Source organism: Burkholderia sp. Leaf177 (genome assembly GCF_001424345.1).
Classification (GTDB): Bacteria; Pseudomonadota; Gammaproteobacteria; order Burkholderiales; family Burkholderiaceae; genus Caballeronia.
In genome coordinates this window covers 14,740-33,217 of sequence record NZ_LMPF01000003.1, presented here as the reverse complement: position 1 = coordinate 33,217, position 18,478 = coordinate 14,740, and the positions used below count along the sequence as shown (strand labels likewise).

Genomic DNA, 18,478 nt, shown 5'->3' with positions numbered 1-18,478 from the left:
CATGGCAGAGATCAAGAACTACACGCTCAATTTCGGCCCGCAACATCCGGCTGCGCACGGTGTGCTGCGCCTGGTGCTGGAGCTTGACGGCGAAGTGATTCAACGCGCCGATCCGCATATCGGCCTCTTGCATCGCGCGACTGAAAAGCTTGCCGAATCGAAGACCTTCATTCAATCCGTGCCGTACATGGACCGTCTCGACTATGTGTCGATGATGGTGAACGAGCACGGCTACGTGATGGCTATCGAAAAGCTGCTCGGCATCGACGTGCCGGTGCGCGCGAAATACATTCGCGTGCTGTTCGACGAAATCACGCGCGTGTTGAACCACCTGATGTGGATCGGTTCGCACGCGCTCGACGTCGGCGCAATGGCGGTATTTCTGTATGCGTTCCGCGAACGCGAAGACCTGATGGACGTGTACGAAGCGGTATCCGGCGCACGGATGCACGCGGCGTATTACCGTCCGGGCGGCGTGTATCGCGATTTGCCTGACGCAATGCCGCAATACAAGGCATCGAAAATTCGCAATGCGAAGGCGTTGTCGCGCATGAACGAGACGCGCCAGGGTTCGCTGCTCGATTTCATCGACGACTTCTTCACGCGTTTTCCGAAGTGCGTGGACGAGTACGAAACGCTGCTGACCGATAACCGGATCTGGAAGCAGCGGCTTGTGGGTATCGGCGTGGTCAGTCCTGAGCGCGCGCTGCAGCTCGGCATGACCGGCGCAATGCTCCGTGGTTCCGGCATTGAATGGGATCTGCGCAAGAAGCAGCCGTACGAAGTGTACGACCAGCTGGATTTCGATATCCCTGTTGGCGTGAACGGCGACTGCTACGACCGCTATCTCGTGCGTGTTGAAGAAATGCGTCAGTCCACGCGCATCGCGAAACAATGTATTGAGTGGCTTCGTAAGAATCCGGGGCCTGTGATGATCGACAATCACAAGATTGCGCCCCCTTCGCGCGTGGGCATGAAAACCAACATGGAAGAGCTGATTCACCACTTCAAGCTCTTCACGGAAGGGTTCCATGTTCCCGAAGGCGAGACGTATGCGGCGGTCGAGCATCCGAAGGGCGAGTTTGGGATTTATCTGATTTCAGATGGCGCGAACAAGCCGTATCGATTGAAGATTCGTGCGCCGGGTTATGCGCATCTTGCTTCGCTCGACGAAATGGCGCGCGGGCACATGATTGCGGATGCGGTGACGATCATCGGAACGCAGGATATTGTGTTTGGCGAGATCGACCGCTGACATGCCGTCGCGGACATCGAGCGCATCACGTTGCATCATGCCGGCTCGCTCGCGCTCTAGCGCTGAACGGGCTAGCGAACCAACAACAGCAGGACGCCAGGTCTGCCGCAAAAGAAGGGCGCGGCGGGTTTTCGTTCGGTAGGAACTGAAAGAGTCGTGTCTGAAATGATCTCAGCTGAAGGCCTGAAAGAAATCGATCGTGCGATCGCGAAATATCCCGTGGAGCAGAAACAGTCCGCGGTGATGGCGGCGTTGACTATCGCTCAGGAAGAGCATGGCTGGCTGTCGCCGGAAATCATGCAGTTCGTGGCCGACTACCTGAGCATGCCCTCCGTGGCCGTGCAGGAAGTGGCGACGTTCTACACCATGTACGAGACCGCGCCGGTCGGCAAACACAAGATCACGCTCTGCACGAACCTGCCGTGCCAGCTGGGTCCGGATGGCGGATCGGAAAGCGCCGCGGAATATCTGAAGCAAAAGCTCGGCATCGACTTTGGCGAAACCACCGCTGACGGCAAGTTCACCTTGAAAGAAGGTGAATGTTTTGGCGCGTGCGGCGATGCACCCGTGTTGCTCGTGAACAATCATCGTATGTGCAGTTTCATGAGTCGCGAGCGGATCGACACGCTCCTCGAGGAACTATCGAAATGACGTCTCTTCACGACCGCCACATCCAGCCCCTGATTCTCGCCGGCCTGAACGGCGAAAACTGGCATCTCGAAGACTATGTGGCGCGCGGCGGTTATGCCCAGCTGCGCCGTATTCTCGAAGAAAAAATTCCGCAAGAACAGGTCATTGCCGACGTCAAGGCGTCGGGTCTGCGTGGCCGCGGCGGTGCAGGTTTTCCGACCGGTCTGAAGTGGAGCTTCATGCCGCGTCAGTTTCCGGGGCAAAAATATCTCGTCTGTAATTCGGACGAAGGCGAACCGGGCACGTTCAAGGATCGCGACATCCTTCGGTGGAATCCGCATTCGCTGATCGAAGGTATGGCCATTGGCGCGTACGCCATGGGCATCACGGTCGGCTACAACTATATTCACGGCGAGATTTTCGAGGTCTACAAGATCTTCGAACAGGCGCTTGAAGAAGCGCGTGCGGCCGGATATCTCGGTGCGAACATTCTGGGTTCGGGCTTCTCGTTCGAACTGCATGCGCACCATGGTTATGGCGCGTACATCTGCGGCGAAGAAACGGCGTTGCTCGAGTCGCTGGAAGGCAAGAAAGGCCAGCCGCGCTTCAAGCCGCCGTTCCCGGCGAGCTTTGGCGTGTACGGCAAGCCGACCACCATCAACAACACCGAGACGTTCGCGGCTGTGCCGTTCCTGCTGGCTATCGGCCCGCAGAAATATCTTGAGATTGGCAAGCCGAACAACGGCGGCACGAAGATTTTCTCGGTCGCGGGCGACGTGAACCGGCCGGGCAATTTTGAAGTCCCGCTAGGTACATCGTTTCAGACTTTGCTCGAACTGGCCGGCGGCGTGCGCGGCAAGTCCGTGAAAGCGGTGATCCCGGGTGGATCGTCCGCGCCAGTCGTGCCGGGCGAGCTTATGCTGGCCACCGACATGGACTACGACTCGATCGCCAAGGCAGGTTCCATGCTGGGTTCGGGCGCGGTCATCGTGATGAACGAGACGCGGTGTATGGTGCGCTCGCTCTTGCGCCTGTCGTATTTCTACTACGAAGAATCGTGCGGACAGTGCACGCCTTGCCGTGAGGGCACGGGTTGGCTGTATCGCGTGGTGCATCGGATCGAGCATGGACTCGGGCGCAAGGAAGACCTGGATCTGCTGAACTCGGTCGCCGAAAACATCATGGGTCGCACCATTTGTGCACTCGGCGACGCGGCGGCCATGCCGGTGCGCGGCATGCTGAAGCATTTCTGGGACGAATTCGAATATCACGTCGAGCATAAACATTGTCTCGTCGACGGACATGCGCATCACGCGCATACGTCCGAAGCGCTTACCGCGTGATCAGTGATCAGGCCAAGGACCATTCCCCATCATGGTTGAATTAGAAATCGACGGCAAAAGTGTAGAAGTGCCTGAAGGCAGCATGGTGATCCAGGCTGCGCATAAGGTCGATACATACATTCCTCACTTTTGCTATCACAAGAAGCTGTCGATCGCGGCGAACTGCCGGATGTGCCTGGTCGAAGTCGAGAAGATGCCGAAGGCGGTTCCCGCCTGTGCCACGCCGGTGTCGGCGGGCATGATCGTGCGTACGAAATCGGACAAGGCCATCAAGGCGCAGCAGTCCGTGATGGAATTCCTGCTGATCAATCATCCACTTGATTGCCCCATCTGCGATCAGGGCGGTGAGTGCCAGCTGCAAGATCTGGCAGTGGGTTACGGCAAGTCGCAATCGCGATACAACGAAGAAAAGCGCGTCGTGTTCCATAAGAACGTCGGACCGCTGATCTCCATGGAAGAGATGACACGTTGCATCCACTGCACGCGTTGCGTCCGCTTTGGCCAGGAAGTCGCCGGCGTGATGGAACTCGGCATGCTGGGTCGTGGCGAGCACTCGGAAATCACGTCGTTCGTTGGCAAGACTGTCGACTCCGAACTGTCGGGCAACATGATCGATCTGTGCCCGGTCGGCGCGTTGACGAGCAAGCCGTTCCGCTACAGCGCCCGTACGTGGGAACTGTCGCGGCGCAAGTCGATCAGCCCGCACGATTCCGTCGGCGCGAATCTGGTTGTGCAAGTGAAGAACAACCGCGTGATGCGCGTTCTGCCGATGGAAAACGAAGCCATCAATGAATGCTGGATCTCGGATAAAGATCGTTTCTCGTACGAATCGCTCAATAGCGACGACCGTCTCACGCAGCCCATGTTGAAGCAGGGCGGCAAGTGGATCGAGACCGACTGGCAAACGGCGCTGGAATACGTGGCGAAGGGCATCAAGGGCATTACGGCGGATCATGGCGCGAATCAGATCGCTGCTTTGGCTACGCCGCACAGCACCGTCGAAGAACTGTATTTGCTCAAGCAGTTTGCTGAAGGCGTGGGTACGCCGAACGTGGATTTCCGTCTGCGTCAAAGCGATTTTTCCGCGCCGGTTTCGGACAGCGCGCCGTGGCTCGGTGTGAAGATCGCGGATCTTTCGAATATCGATACAGCGTTTATCGTCGGCTCGTTCCTGCGTCGCGATCATCCGTTGTTCGCGGCACGTCTGCGGCAGGCGGCGAAGAGTGGCGCGATGCTCACTTTCCTGAACGCAACCGACGACGACTCGCTGATTCCCGCCGCACATCGTGTGGTGGCGGCGCCGTCCGAATGGCTCGCGCACCTCGGCAGCATTGCTGCAGCCGTATCCGAAGCGCGTGGTGTCGCTGCGCCGGAAGCGTTCGCTGGAATCGAGGCATCGGCGGCGGCCAAGGATATTGCCGCATCGCTTTCGGCAGGCGAAAAACGTGTGCTGTTGATCGGCAACAGCGCGGTCCAGCATCCGCAGTTCGCGCAGATCCTGGCTGTTTGCCAATGGATCGCGAACGAAACGGGCGCGACGCTGGGTTATCTGACGGAAGCCGCGAACACGGTCGGCGCGCATCTCGTGGACGCGTTGCCGGGCGAAGGCGGCCTGAACGCACGCGAAGCTTTCGAGCAACCGCGCAAGGGCTACGTGCTGTTCAACGTCGAACCTGCATTCGATACCGCCAATCCCGCTCAGGCGCTCGCTGCTTTGAAGCAGGCGGAAATGGTCGTCGCGTTGTCGGCGTTCAAGCACGGCATGGATTACGCCGACGTATTGTTGCCGATCGCTCCGTTCACGGAGACATCGGGTACGTTCGTCAACGCTGAAGGCACGGCGCAGACGTTCAACGGCGTGGTGCGTCCGCTGGGCGAAACGCGTCCGGGCTGGAAAGTTCTGCGCGTGCTCGGCAGCATCCTGGGCCTGAAGGGTTTCGAATTCGATACCGCCGAAGAAGTCCGCGACGCGGCTTTGGGCAAGGGCGATCTGACATCGCGCCTGTCGAACAAGACCCATGTGGCGATCAAGGCGGTGACGAAGGCTGCATCGAATGAAGGCAGTTTCGAGCGCCTTGCCGACACCCCGATCTATCATGCCGACGCACTTTCGCGCCGCGCCGAATCGCTGCATCTGACGGCTGCCGCGCGCGATGCAAACGTGGTCGGGCTGCCAACTTCGTTGTTCGAAAAGCTCGGTCTGAAAGACGGCGATGCCGTGCGCGTCGCCCAAGGCAGTCTCTCGGTAACCCTGCCGGCAGTTCGCGACGCGAATCTGGCGGAAAGCGTGGTCCGGGTGTCGACGGGAACGTCGGCCGGTGCAGCGCTCGGGGCTCTGTTCGGTGAACTGGTAGTGGAGAAGGCGTAAATGGGCTTGTTCGATACGATCAACGCAGGCGGGACTCAGATCCTCGGTGTCGCCTGGCCCACGGTGTGGGCAGTCATCCGCATTCTCGTGGTTTCGGTGGTGATCCTGCTGTGCGTCGCGTACCTGATTTTGTGGGAACGCAAGCTCATCGGCTGGATGCACGTGCGTCTCGGCCCGAATCGCGTCGGCCCGCTCGGCTTGTTGCAGCCGATCGCCGACGTGCTGAAGCTGTTGCTGAAGGAAGTGATTCAGCCGACGCAAGCCAGCCGCTGGATCTACCTGATCGCGCCAATCATGACCGTGGTGCCGGCTTTCGCGGTATGGGCTGTGATTCCGTTCCAGGCAAAAGCGGTTCTCGGTGATATCAACGCGGGTCTGCTTTACGTGATGGCGATTTCGTCCATCGGCGTGTATGGCGTGATCCTGGCCGGCTGGGCATCGAACTCGAAGTACGCATTCCTCGGCGCGATGCGCGCTGCGGCGCAGATGGTGTCGTACGAAATCTCGATGGGCTTCGCGCTCGTCGTCGTACTGATGGTGACCGGCAGCCTGAACATGTCGGCTATTGTGGTCTCGCAGGAACACGGCATCTTCGCGAACTGGGGTATCAACTTCCTTTCGTGGAACTGGTTGCCGCTTTTGCCCATGTTCGTCGTGTACTTCATCTCGGGCATCGCCGAAACGAACCGTCACCCGTTCGACGTGGTGGAAGGCGAATCGGAAATCGTCGCGGGTCACATGATCGATTACTCGGGTATGGCGTTCGCGCTGTTCTTCCTCGCCGAGTACATCAACATGATCGTGATCTCGGCCATTGCATCGACGTTGTTCCTCGGCGGCTGGAGCGCACCGTTTGGTTTCCTGTCCTTCATCCCGGGCATTTTCTGGTTCGTGCTGAAGATCTTCTTCCTGCTGTCCGTATTCATCTGGGCTCGCGCAACGTTCCCGCGTTATCGCTACGACCAGATCATGCGTCTTGGCTGGAAAATCTTTCTGCCGGTGTCGGTGGTGTGGGTGGTCGTGGTCGGGTTCTGGATCATGTCGCCGCTGAACATCTGGAAATAATGGGCGGATGAAAAAACCATGAACGCATTACAGAATTTCTTCAAAACGTTTTTCCTGACCGAGTTGCTGAAGGGTCTTGCGCTGACAGGCGGTTATCTGTTCCAGCGCAAGGTCACCGTTCAGTTCCCGGAAGAGAAGACGCCGATTTCCCCGCGTTTTCGTGGCTTGCACGCATTGCGCCGATACGAAAACGGCGAAGAGCGCTGCATCGCATGCAAGCTGTGCGAAGCCGTGTGCCCGGCGCTCGCGATCACCATTGAATCGGAAACGCGCGCCGACAATACGCGCCGCACGACGCGTTATGACATCGACTTGACCAAGTGCATCTTCTGTGGCTTTTGCGAAGAAAGCTGTCCGGTGGATTCGATCGTCGAGACACACATTCTCGAGTACCACGGCGAGAAGCGCGGCGACCTGTATTTCACGAAAGACATGCTGCTGGCAGTGGGCGACCGTTATGAAACGGAGATTGCTGCTGCAAAGGCGGCTGACGCGCCTTATCGGTAAAGCGGAGCGGGGCGCTTCTCTTCACCGCGCCTTTTGCTGTTCCTGCATTTGAATTGACCTGCTGTTCCGGCCCGCGCGCCAAGGTTGTAGGTTGCGTCCTTCAAACGATGCGACACGGCGCGCTTGTGTCAAAACACAAAGCCTAACGATGAACCGGTAATCATGGAATTCACGACCGTACTGTTTTACATCTTCGCGCTGCTGCTGGTTGTTTCGGCGCTGAAGGTGATCACTTCGCGCAATCCAGTGTCATCCGCGCTGTTCCTCGTGCTCGCGTTCTTCAACGCGGCCGCGATCTGGATGCTGCTCGAAGCCGAATTCCTCGCCATCTTGCTGGTTCTCGTCTATGTCGGCGCGGTCATGGTGCTGTTCCTGTTCGTGGTGATGATGCTGGACATCAACCTCGACGTGCTGCATCGCGACTTCAAACGATTCGTGCCGATTGCGAGCATCGTGGGCGCGATCATCATCATCGAAACGGCGCTGATCCTGTGGCACGGCTACGGCGCGACGGTCACGCCGGTACGCGACGCCATGCTCGTCAACGGCGTGGGTTCCGGGGTTGGTCCGAACGAGGTGATGTCGAATTCGCACCTGATCGGCAAGGTCATCTACACCGACTACATCTTCGCGTTTGAAATCGCCGGCCTGATCCTGCTGGTCGCGATCATCGCGGCAATCTCGCTGACCATTCGCGAGAAGAAGGACAACAAGCGCCAGACCGTCGGCGATCAGGTCAAGGTGCGCGCGAAAGATCGCGTGCGGATTGTGAAGATGAAGTCCGAGCAGGAAGCGCCGGATGCTACGACCAACCCGCCTGTTACCGGCAATGCCGGCGCCGGCACGGTCGACAACAAAGGCTGAGGAGATAACCAACCATGTTGAGTCTTGCCCATTACCTCGTGCTCGGCGCGATTCTGTTCGCGATCAGCATTGTCGGCATCTTCCTGAACCGACGTAACGTGATCATCATCCTGATGGCTATCGAATTGATGCTGTTGGCGGTCAATACGAATTTTGTCGCGTTCTCGCACTATCTCGGCGACATCCACGGCCAGATTTTCGTGTTCTTCGTATTGACGGTGGCGGCGGCCGAGGCGGCCATCGGTCTCGCGATTCTGGTCACGTTGTTCCGTAGCCTCGACACGATCAACGTCGAAGATCTCGATCAGCTCAAAGGTTAAATTCAGGCAAGACAGATATGTCCACGACACTCAATGAAAACCTTCTGCTTGCGATTCCGCTGGCGCCGCTTGCCGGTTCGCTGATCGCGGGGTTGTTCGGCTGGAAGATCGGGCGACGCGCGTCGCACAGCATCACCATTCTCGGTGTGGCGATATCGCTGGTGCTTTCGTGTTTCGTCTTCCTTGACGTCATGAACGGCGCGAGTTTCAACGCGACCATTTATGAATGGATGACGGTCGGTCCGCTCAAGATGGAGATCGGCTTCCTGGTCGACTCGCTGACCGCGATGATGATGGTGATCGTCACCTTCGTCTCGCTGATGGTGCACATTTATACGATCGGCTACATGGCCGACGAAGAAACGGGCTACGAGCGTTTCTTCTCGTACATTTCGCTCTTCACGTTCTCCATGCTGATGCTCGTGATGAGCAACAACTTCCTGCAGCTGTTCTTCGGCTGGGAAGCGGTGGGCCTCGTGTCGTACCTGCTGATCGGTTTCTACTTCACGCGCCCGACCGCCATCTACGCGAACATGAAGGCGTTCCTGGTCAACCGCGTGGGCGACTTCGGCTTCCTGCTCGGCATTGGCTTGTTGCTGGCGTTCGCCGGGTCGCTGAATTACGGCGATGTCTTCGCGCACCGCACGCAACTTGCCGGCATGACGTTCCCGGGCACCGACTGGGGTTTGCTGACGGTTGCGTGTATCTGCTTGTTCATTGGCGCGATGGGTAAGTCGGCGCAATTCCCGCTGCACGTCTGGCTGCCGGATTCCATGGAAGGCCCGACGCCGATCTCCGCACTGATCCACGCGGCAACCATGGTGACGGCCGGTATCTTCATGGTCACGCGCATGTCGCCGCTGTTCGAATTGTCGGATTCGGCATTGTCGTTCGTGACGGTGATCGGCGCGATCACGGCGTTGTTCATGGGCTTTTTGGGTGTGGTCCAGAACGACATCAAGCGCGTGGTCGCTTACTCCACGCTCTCGCAGCTCGGTTACATGACGGTGGCGCTTGGCGTGTCCGCTTATCCGGTCGCTGTTTTCCATCTCGCCACGCACGCATTCTTCAAGGCGCTGCTGTTCCTTGGCGCGGGTTCGGTGATCATCGGCATGCATCACGACCAGGACATGCGCAACATGGGCGGCCTGCGTAAATACATGCCGATCACGTGGATCACGTCGCTGCTCGGTTCGCTGGCTTTGATCGGTACGCCGTTCTTCTCGGGCTTCTATTCGAAAGATTCGATCATCGATGCCGTGAAGCTTTCGCATCTGCCGGGTTCAGGTTTCGCGTACTTCGCGGTGGTCGCAAGCGTGTTCGTTACTGCGCTCTATTCGTTCCGTATGTACTTCATGGTTTTCCACGGCAAGGAGCGCTTCCGCGGTCCGAAGCATCCGGAAAGCCCGATGGGTATCGAAGAAGCGGCGCACGCGCACGATTCACATGGTCACGATTCGCATGGCCACGACGACCACGGCCATGGTCACGGTCCGCATATCCCGCACGAAACGCCTTGGGTCATCACGCTGCCGCTGGTGCTGCTCGCGATTCCCTCGGTGATCATCGGTGCGCTGGCAATCGGTCCCATGCTGTTCGGCGACTTTTTCGCGCATGGCGTGGCGTTCGACAAGGTCATCTTCATTGGCGAGAACCATCCGGCGTTGCACGAAATGGCCGAAGAATTCCACGGCTGGTTCGCAATGGGTCTGCATTCCGTCGCGGGCCTTCCGGTCTGGCTGGCGTTTGCTGGCGTGGTGGTGTCGTGGTTCCTGTATCTCAAGCGTACGGATCTGCCGGGCGTGATCAAGCAACGCTTCCTGCCGATCTACAACTTGCTGGATAACAAGTACTACCTCGACAAGATCAACGAAGTCGTATTTGCAAAGGGCGCGGTCGCCATTGGCCGCGGACTCTGGAAAGAAGGCGATATCGCGGTCATCGACGGCATTGTCAACGGTCTTGCGAAGTTCGTCGGCTGGTTTGCCGGGGTGATTCGCTTCCTCCAATCCGGTTACATCTATCACTACGCGTTCGCCATGATCATTGGCATGTTGGGGCTCTTGACCCTGTTTGTAACGCTCGGCGGCAAATAAGGCGGGGACACCTATCTATGCACTCTTTTCCAATTCTTAGTCTCGCGATCTGGTTACCGATCATTGTCGGTGTTCTCGTACTGGCGGTAGGCAATGACAACAATCCGGCACCTTCGCGCTGGATTGCGCTGATCGGCTCGATTCTTGGGCTGATCGTCACGATCCCTTTGATCACCGGCTTCGACAATTCGTCGGCTGCGCTGCAATTCGAAGAAAACGTCAGCTGGATCGAACGCTTCAACATCTCGTATCACCTGGGTGTCGACGGTCTTTCAATGTGGTTTGTCGTCCTGACCGCGCTGATCACCGTGATCACGGTGATCGCGGCGTGGGAAGTCATCACGGTGCGCGTGGCGCAATATCTGGCCGCGTTCCTGATCTTGTCGGGCCTCATGATCGGCGTGTTCTCGACCGCCGACGGCATGCTGTTCTACGTGTTCTTCGAAGCCACGCTGATCCCGATGTACATCATCATCGGCGTGTGGGGCGGGGCGAATCGCGTCTATGCCGCGTTCAAGTTCTTCCTGTACACGCTGATGGGCTCGCTGCTGATGCTGATCGCGTTGTTGTACCTGTACACGCAGTCGCATACGTTCGATATCGCCACGTGGCACGCATTGAAGATCGGCTTCACACCGCAGATATTGTTGTTCATTGCGTTCTTCATGGCGTTTGCCGTGAAGGTGCCGATGTGGCCGGTTCACACGTGGTTGCCTGACGCCCACGTGGAAGCGCCGACGGGCGGCTCGGTCGTGCTGGCGGCCATCATGCTGAAGCTGGGCGCGTACGGTTTCATCCGTTTCTCGCTGCCGATCGCGCCCGATGCCAGCCATTTCCTGGCGCCGGTAGTGATTACGTTGTCGCTGATTGCGGTGATCTACATCGGCTTCGTGGCGCTGGTCCAGGAAGACATGAAGAAACTGGTCGCGTATTCGTCGATTGCGCACATGGGCTTCGTCACGCTGGGTTTCTTCATCTTCAATACGCTCGGCATGGAAGGCGCGATCATCCAGATGATTTCGCACGGCTTTGTCTCGGGCGCAATGTTCCTGTGTATCGGCGTGCTGTACGACCGCATGCACTCGCGCAAGATTTCGGACTACGGCGGCGTGGTCAACGTCATGCCGAAGTTCGCGGCGTTTGCCATGTTGTTCGCGATGGCCAATTGCGGCTTGCCGGGCACCTCGGGTTTCGTCGGTGAATTCATGGTGATTCTGGCTGCCGTGAAGTTCAACTTCTGGATCGGTTTCCTCGCAACGTTCACGCTGGTTCTCGGCGCGGCCTACACGCTGTGGATGTACAAGCGCGTGCACTTCGGCGCGGTTGCCAACGAACACGTTGCGAAGCTGAAGGACATCAACAGGCGCGAATTCTTCATGCTCGCCGTGCTTGCTGTATTTACGCTGTACATGGGCCTGTACCCGAAGCCTTTCACCGATGTGATGCACGCATCAGTGGAAAATCTCCTCTCCCACGTCGCGCAGTCGAAACTGCCGCTGGCCCAGTAACGCGTGCGGAGGAATAAAAGATCATGCAAAACGCCCCAATGAGTGCCTTGTTACCCGATGGACTGTTGATGTTGATGGTCGTCGTAGTGTGGTTGAACGACACCATCTACGGCGTGAAGAGCCGTCAGACGTCCTATTACATCTCGGTCATTTCGACGATCGTGGTCGGCGTATGGTTCGCCGTCCAGGCACTCGATCCCACGCCGCATTACTTCTTCACGCGCATGTACGTGGTGGATCCGTTCGCCAGCGCAATGAAAGCGGTGGTGACGTTAGGCTTCGCGGTATCGGTCATCTATTCGCGCAAATATCTCGAAGATCGCGATCTGTTCCGCGGCGATTTCTTCCTGCTCGGCCTGTTTTCGCTGCTCGGCCAGTGCGTGATGATTTCGGGCAACAACTTCCTGACGCTGTATCTTGGCCTGGAGCTGATGTCACTGTCGCTGTACGCGGTGATCGCGTTGCGCAAGGACTCGCCGCAAGCCAACGAATCCGCGATGAAGTATTACGTTCTCGGTGCGCTGGCGTCTGGTTTCCTGCTCTACGGCATTTCCATGCTCTACGGCGCGACCGGTTCGCTCGAACTGAACGAAGTCGCGAAGGCGATTGCAACGGGCCGTATCAACGACGCAGTGCTGCTGTTCGGCGTGATCTTCGTGGTGGCAGGGATTGCGTTCAAGATGGGCGCGGTGCCTTTCCACATGTGGGTGCCTGACGTCTATCAAGGCGCACCGACTGCCATGACGCTGATTACCGGCGGCGGCCCGAAGGCCGCGGCGTTCGCGTGGGGTTTGCGTTTTCTGGTAATGGCGCTGTTGCCGTTAGCAGTCGACTGGCAGGAAATGCTGGTTATCCTCGCCGCGTTGTCGCTGATCGTGGGTAACGTCACCGGTATCGTGCAGAAGAACATCAAGCGGATGCTGGCGTACTCGGCAATCTCGAACATGGGCTTCGTGCTGCTCGGCATGCTCGCGGGCGTGGTCGAGGGCAAAGCGGATGGCGCGGCCGGCGCGTATAGCTCGGCAATGTTCTACAGCATCATCTACCTGATTACGACGCTCGGTACATTCGGCGTGATAATGTTGCTGGCACGCAAGGACTTCGAAGCCGAAACGCTTGATGACTTCAAGGGTCTGAATCAGCGCAGCCCGGTGTTCGCGTTCGTGATGATGATCATGATGTTCTCGCTCGCCGGCATTCCGCCGATGGTCGGGTTCTACGCGAAGCTCGCCGTGCTCGAAGCCACCATGAACGCTGGCCTGACGTGGCTTGCGGTGCTGGCGGTCTTGTCGTCGCTGGTTGGCGCGTTCTACTACCTGCGCATCGTGAAGCTGATGTATTTCGATGCACCCACAGACGCATCGCCGATTGTCGCCGACAACCTCAAGCGTGCATTGCTCGTGTTCAACGGACTTGCCGTGCTCGTGCTGGGCATCGTTCCAGGCCCGTTGATGAACGCTTGCCTGACCGCAATCACGCACACCTTGCCGTTCCAGTTGTAATGTCGGCTGCGGGTTGGTTTATCGTTTTGTTGGCGCTGGTCGGCGCCAACCTTCCGTTTGCAAATCAGCGCATCTTTGCCGTCGCGCCCATCAAGGCGACGAAAAAGAGCGCGTGGATTCGCATCGCGGAATTGATCGTGCTTTATTTTGTCGTGGGTGCGCTCGGCTTTATGCTTGAGGCGCGCGCCGGAAACCGGTTCGAGCAAGGCTGGCAGTTTTACGCCGTGACGTTCAGCCTTTTTCTCGTGCTCGCGTTCCCCGGTTTCGCTTATCAATATCTCGTCAAGCGCCGTTGACGGCCAACGCCGTTGCGGCTTGATCCACGCGTTTGCCGCTCGGTTTGCTGCTCAACGTGTTTCCTTCAAGGCGCAAGATGGCTGACAGTTCTTCCCTCGACCCTACGCATTTCCCGGATTCCGATGCTGGCCTGATCGAGAAGACGGTCGAAAGCAAATTGCTTCATCAGGGCAAATTCCTCACGCTGAAACTGGATACGGTCGAGCTGCCCGACGGAAAGCACGCAACGCGCGAGTTCGTCGAGCATCCCGGCGCAGTGATGATCCTGCCGCTTTTCGATGATGGCCGCGTGCTGCTGGAGCGGCAATATCGATATCCGATTAGAAAAGTGTTGCTCGAATATCCCGCTGGCAAGCTCGATCCAAACGAAAGCGAGCTTGCGTGCGCGAAGCGCGAGTTGCACGAAGAAACTGGCTACACGGCACGCGAATGGTTTTTCCTGACGCGGATTCATCCGGTGATTTCGTATTCGACCGAATTTATCGATCTATATCTCGCTCGTGGACTGACAGCGGGCGAAAACAAGCTGGACGAGGGCGAGTTCCTTGAAACGTTCATTGCGGATCGGTCGCAGATCTTCGAATGGATCAAAAGCGGCCATATCAGCGACGTGAAGACGATCATCGGCAGTTTCTGGCTCGAGAAAGTGATGTCGGGCGAATGGAAACTCGGCGGTCCGGTCAGCGAATGAACGGTTCGAAACCAAACAAAAGCGGCCTGCGGGCCGTTTTTTATTTAGACGCGTCGCCAGAAACCACACGTCCAAGCGCGTGTATTACCGCCGGGCTAAAATCAGTCGTACGTTTCCCCGATTCATCAAACAATCGTAGATGCAATTTTACGAACGACCGTTCACAAAACGCGCGTTTGCGATTAAACTTTCCGGCAAGCCCTGATTAGCATGAAGGTTCTCGATTTGAAGTGCTCGCACGACCATCGGTTCGAAGGCTGGTTTGCTTCGGCCGATGAGTTCGAATCCCAGTTGTCGCGCAATCTCGTTGCGTGTCCGGTGTGTTCAACGACGGAAGTCAGCCGCATGCCATCGGCGCCGCGGCTGAATTTATCGACAACGCGCTCCGATCGTACCGAGCAGCCAAGCGACGGCAACAGCGCGATCCAGGTGATCCCGCAGCCGCAAGCGGTTCCTGCAATCCAGGCGCGCGCGCTGCGAGTCATGCGGGAATTTCTTGCGAAGACCGAGAACGTGGGCGACCGTTTTGCCGAAGAGGCGCGGCGCATGCATTACGACGAAGCGCCCGCACGCAATATTCGCGGCGTCGCGACGCCCGAAGATGCGCATGCATTGATGGAAGAAGGCATCGACGTGATGCCGTTACCCGTGCCGGCCGCACTGAAAGAGCCGCTGCAATAAGCCGACGTCCGTTGGTTTAGCGCGCGTTTCCTCATGGCCGACCGGGCCATGACAGGAGACGAGAGCGCATGGACCTGAATTATTCCCCCGCAAACGACGCATTTCGCGCCGATATCCGCGCCTGGCTCGACGCCAACTTGCCGCAAGCGTTGCGCAACAAGGTACTCGATCACAAACGTTTGAGCCGCGACGACTACGCGAGCTGGCACAAGCTGCTCGGCACACGTGGCTGGTCGGTGGTCGCCTGGCCGAAAGAATATGGCGGCCCGGGCTGGGACGCTTCGCAACGTCACATCTGGGACGAGGAATGCGCGCGTATCGGTGCGCCGGGCGTGCTGCCGTTCGGTGTATCGATGGTCGCGCCCGTGCTCATGAAATACGGCAGCGACGCGCAAAAAGCACATTACTTGCCGCGTATTCTCGATGGCACCGACTGGTGGTGCCAGGGATATTCCGAACCTGGTTCGGGCTCTGACCTGGCATCGCTGAGAACGCGCGCCGAACGTCAGGGCGATCATTACCTGGTCAACGGCCAGAAGACCTGGACCACACTCGGCCAGTTCGCCGACATGATGTTCTGCCTCGTGCGCACGGACAGCGGCGCAAAGAAGCAGGAAGGCATCTCGTTTTTGCTTATCGATATGAAGACGCCTGGCATCAGCGTGCGTCCCATCATCACGCTCGATGAAGATCACGAGGTCAACGAAGTGTTCTTCGAAGACGTAAAAGTGCCGGTCGAGAATCTCGTTGGTGAAGAGAATCGCGGCTGGACTTACGCGAAGTATCTGCTCGGACACGAGCGCACGGGCATTGCGCGCGTTGGGCAATCTAAGCGTGAACTGGTATTCCTCAAACGCCTCGCCGCCGATCAAAAGAAGGGCGCAGCGTCGTTGCTGCAGGATCCCGTGTTTGCAGGAAAGATCGCGGCGCTCGAAATCGAGATCATGGCGCTCGAGGTGACGGTCCAGCGCGTGGTCGCAAGCGAAGCGAACGGCCGCGGACCGGGACCGGAGGCATCGATGCTGAAAATCAAGGGCACCGAAGTCCAGCAAGCGTTGACCGAACTGATGGTCGAAGCCATCGGACCGCAAGCTGCTGCGTTCGATCCGGAATATCTGGAAGGCGAACGCAAGCATAGTCTCGCTGGCGACGACGACGCGGCGCCGCTCGCCGCGTATTACTTCAACTTCCGCAAGACATCGATCTATGGCGGTTCGAACGAAATTCAAAAAAACATCATTGCGCAGATGATTCTGGGCTTGTGAGGAGCGGCACATGGACTTCAATTTCACCGATGAACAACAGCAGTTCCGTGATGCCTTGCGCCGCTATCTCGACAAGGAATATACGTTCGACGCGCGCCAGAAAATCGTGGCATCGAAGGAAGGTGTCGATGCAAACCATTGGACCGCGTTCACTGAATTAGGCCTGACGGCATTGCCCGCGCCGGAAGCGCAGGGCGGTTTCGATGGCGGTCCGGTCGATATGCTCGTGGTCATGCAGGAACTCGGGCGCGCGCTGGTCGTCGAGCCGTATTGGGCGACGGCAGTGGGTATCGAAGCGTTGCGGCTTGTGGGCGATCAAACCGCTTTTGGTTTGCTCGAGCGCGCAGCCGCAGGTGAAATCAAACTTGCCGTGGCATTCCATGAACCGCGTGCACGATACGATCTTTTTTCCATCGACACCATCGCGCAATCCCGCGGCGATCAATTTTCATTGAGCGGCGAGAAATCGCTGGTTCAGCACGGCGCGCAAGCCGATCTGTGGATCGTGCCCGCGCGGCTGAACGGCGAGGTTGCGCTGTTCGCGATCGCGCGTGACGCCGCCAATGTGGAAATCATCGAATATCGGACGATCGATGGGCAACGCGCCGCGACCTTGAAATTTGCGGCCACGCCGGCCACACGTCTAGGCGATGCACAAACCGGCGCCGCGACGCTCGAACATATCGCCGATTACGCCACGTTCCTGCTTTGCGCCGAAGCCGTCGGCGTGCTTGATGCGCTGAACCACGCAACCGTGGAATACACGAAGGAGCGCAAGCAGTTCGGCACGCCAATCGCGCGTTTCCAGGCGTTGCAGCATCGCATGGTGGAGATGCTGATTCACGCCGAACAAGCACGTTCGATCACGTATCTTGCCGCCGCGCGTTACACGAGCGATGACGGCGACGAACGCCGTCGCGCCGTCTCCGCTGCGAAGGCACGCGTAGGTCAGGCGGCGCGATTCGTCGGCCAACAAGCCGTGCAGCTTCACGGCGGCATGGGCGTCACGAACGAAGTCGCGGCGGCGCACTGGTTCAAGCGCTTGTCGATCATCGAGACTACGTTGGGCGACGTCGATCATCATCTGGCGCGGTTTGCATCACTGCCGGGATTCGCCGAAACTGACGTCTAAATAATCGACGCATCATAAAAGGAGAACAGGGATGACATTCAGCTATGAGGATTTCAACGTTGGGGACGTGGCCGAGCTCAGCGCTCACACGTTTTCGAAAGAGGAGATCATCGAATTCGCCGGACGTTATGATCCGCAGCCATTTCACTTGAGCGAAGCGGGCGGCGAAGCGTCGCCGTTCGGCGGTTTGGTCGCGAGCGGATGGAACACCTGTTCTGCGATGATGGGCATTCTCGTGCGCGACATGCTGGCCGATTCGACATCGATGGGCTCGCCCGGACTCGATAACATCCGCTGGCTCAAGCCGGTTCGCGTGAATGACACCGTTCGGCTGACGGTGCGCGTGCTGAGCAAACGTGTGTCGGAGAGCAAGCCGGATCGTGGCATTGTCGGCACGCGTTGGGAGGCATACAACCAGAACGGCGAACTGGTTTTGACAGTCGATTCCGCCGCGATATTCGGACTTCGCCATCCGGGAAACACGCAATGACGCTCGCCTCTTCAGCGAATGTGAAGGCCGCGGAAGGCGGCGAGGAGTATGTGAGCGCGTGGCTGGAAATAGATCAGTCGCGGGTGAACCGGTTCGCGGATGCGACTGACGATCATCAATGGATTCACGTCGATGTCGAACGCGCAAAGAAAGAATCGCCGTTCGGCGGACCGATTGCACACGGGTTTTTGACGCTGGCACTCGTGCCGAAATGGCTTGAGGAGTGCGTTCCTCTCCAGCAAAAACTCGGCGTGAATTACGGCACGAACAAGGTTCGGTTCATGTCACCGGTTTTGGTGGGCTCGAAACTAAGAGCACGCTTTCTTGCTGAAAAAGTAACCGACGTTGAGCAGGGCGGTGTGCAGGTCATCTGGCGCGTGACCGTGCAGAAAGAAGGCGTTGAAAAGCCGGTTTGTGTCGCCGAGTTCATTACCCGGCATTATTTCTAAGCCGTGCGGTTCGGG

General features: G+C 58.1%; 18 protein-coding genes. All 18 read left to right on the top strand.

Going from position 1 to position 18,478, the window contains the following annotated elements; all coding sequences use genetic code 11:
• Window position 1: 1 nt before the first annotated feature.
• The 18 genes from ASG35_RS05720 to ASG35_RS05635 all read left to right on the top strand — a co-directional run bounded on the left by ASG35_RS05720 (window position 2) and on the right by ASG35_RS05635 (window position 18,463).
• A complete protein-coding gene (locus ASG35_RS05720) occupies window positions 2-1,255 on the top strand; it encodes an NADH-quinone oxidoreductase subunit D (RefSeq protein ID WP_056353974.1) in 1,254 nt (417 codons plus the stop codon).
• Window positions 1,256-1,420: 165 nt separating this feature from the next.
• Complete coding sequence (nuoE, locus tag ASG35_RS05715; RefSeq protein WP_056353971.1) at window positions 1,421-1,906, top strand: NADH-quinone oxidoreductase subunit NuoE; 486 nt, start codon at window positions 1,421-1,423, stop codon at window positions 1,904-1,906.
• Window positions 1,903-3,228 (top strand): NADH-quinone oxidoreductase subunit NuoF, encoded by a 1,326-nt coding sequence (nuoF, locus tag ASG35_RS05710; RefSeq protein ID WP_056353968.1) that lies wholly within the window; start codon window positions 1,903-1,905, stop codon window positions 3,226-3,228. The genes nuoE and nuoF overlap by 4 nt, the downstream gene beginning before the upstream one ends.
• Window positions 3,229-3,259: 31 nt before the next feature.
• Window positions 3,260-5,596, top strand: a complete 2,337-nt coding sequence (nuoG, locus tag ASG35_RS05705; RefSeq protein WP_056353964.1) for an NADH-quinone oxidoreductase subunit NuoG — start codon at window positions 3,260-3,262, stop codon at window positions 5,594-5,596.
• Window positions 5,597-6,661, top strand: coding sequence for an NADH-quinone oxidoreductase subunit NuoH (gene nuoH, locus ASG35_RS05700; RefSeq protein ID WP_056353961.1), 1,065 nt, complete (start codon window positions 5,597-5,599; stop codon window positions 6,659-6,661).
• Window positions 6,662-6,679: 18 nt separating this feature from the next.
• Window positions 6,680-7,168 carry an NADH-quinone oxidoreductase subunit NuoI gene (gene nuoI, locus ASG35_RS05695; protein ID WP_050381450.1) on the top strand — a complete coding sequence of 163 codons (489 nt, stop codon included), beginning with the start codon at window positions 6,680-6,682 and terminating at the stop codon, window positions 7,166-7,168.
• A 162-nt stretch (window positions 7,169-7,330) separates the two neighbouring features.
• Window positions 7,331-8,032 (top strand): NADH-quinone oxidoreductase subunit J, encoded by a 702-nt coding sequence (locus ASG35_RS05690; protein ID WP_056353958.1) that lies wholly within the window; start codon window positions 7,331-7,333, stop codon window positions 8,030-8,032.
• A gap of 14 nt (window positions 8,033-8,046) precedes the next feature.
• On the top strand, window positions 8,047-8,352 hold the full coding sequence (gene nuoK / locus ASG35_RS05685; protein WP_031360677.1) for an NADH-quinone oxidoreductase subunit NuoK: 306 nt from the start codon (window positions 8,047-8,049) through the stop codon (window positions 8,350-8,352).
• A gap of 17 nt (window positions 8,353-8,369) precedes the next feature.
• A complete protein-coding gene (gene nuoL / locus ASG35_RS05680; protein WP_056353955.1) occupies window positions 8,370-10,448 on the top strand; it encodes an NADH-quinone oxidoreductase subunit L in 2,079 nt (692 codons plus the stop codon).
• Between the two features lie 17 nt (window positions 10,449-10,465).
• Complete coding sequence (locus ASG35_RS05675) at window positions 10,466-11,956, top strand: NADH-quinone oxidoreductase subunit M (RefSeq protein ID WP_056353954.1); 1,491 nt, start codon at window positions 10,466-10,468, stop codon at window positions 11,954-11,956.
• A gap of 23 nt (window positions 11,957-11,979) precedes the next feature.
• Window positions 11,980-13,458 carry an NADH-quinone oxidoreductase subunit NuoN gene (gene nuoN / locus ASG35_RS05670; RefSeq protein WP_056353951.1) on the top strand — a complete coding sequence of 493 codons (1,479 nt, stop codon included), beginning with the start codon at window positions 11,980-11,982 and terminating at the stop codon, window positions 13,456-13,458.
• Window positions 13,458-13,754 carry a DUF2818 family protein gene (locus ASG35_RS05665; RefSeq protein WP_056353948.1) on the top strand — a complete coding sequence of 99 codons (297 nt, stop codon included), beginning with the start codon at window positions 13,458-13,460 and terminating at the stop codon, window positions 13,752-13,754. Before nuoN ends, ASG35_RS05665 begins: the two co-directional genes overlap by 1 nt.
• A gap of 77 nt (window positions 13,755-13,831) precedes the next feature.
• Window positions 13,832-14,446, top strand: a complete 615-nt coding sequence (locus tag ASG35_RS05660; protein ID WP_056354536.1) for an NUDIX domain-containing protein — start codon at window positions 13,832-13,834, stop codon at window positions 14,444-14,446.
• Window positions 14,447-14,656: 210 nt separating this feature from the next.
• Window positions 14,657-15,127, top strand: a complete 471-nt coding sequence (locus ASG35_RS05655; protein WP_056353945.1) for a DUF1178 family protein — start codon at window positions 14,657-14,659, stop codon at window positions 15,125-15,127.
• 68 nt (window positions 15,128-15,195) lie between these two features.
• Complete coding sequence (locus ASG35_RS05650; protein WP_056353941.1) at window positions 15,196-16,392, top strand: acyl-CoA dehydrogenase family protein; 1,197 nt, start codon at window positions 15,196-15,198, stop codon at window positions 16,390-16,392.
• A 10-nt stretch (window positions 16,393-16,402) separates the two neighbouring features.
• Window positions 16,403-17,524 (top strand): acyl-CoA dehydrogenase family protein, encoded by a 1,122-nt coding sequence (locus ASG35_RS05645; RefSeq protein WP_056353938.1) that lies wholly within the window; start codon window positions 16,403-16,405, stop codon window positions 17,522-17,524.
• A 31-nt stretch (window positions 17,525-17,555) separates the two neighbouring features.
• Window positions 17,556-18,014 carry a MaoC family dehydratase gene (locus tag ASG35_RS05640; RefSeq protein WP_056353934.1) on the top strand — a complete coding sequence of 153 codons (459 nt, stop codon included), beginning with the start codon at window positions 17,556-17,558 and terminating at the stop codon, window positions 18,012-18,014.
• Window positions 18,011-18,463: a MaoC family dehydratase gene (locus ASG35_RS05635; protein ID WP_056353931.1), complete on the top strand. Its 453-nt coding sequence runs from the start codon at window positions 18,011-18,013 to the stop codon at window positions 18,461-18,463. The genes ASG35_RS05640 and ASG35_RS05635 overlap by 4 nt, the downstream gene beginning before the upstream one ends.
• Window positions 18,464-18,478: the final 15 nt, after the last annotated feature.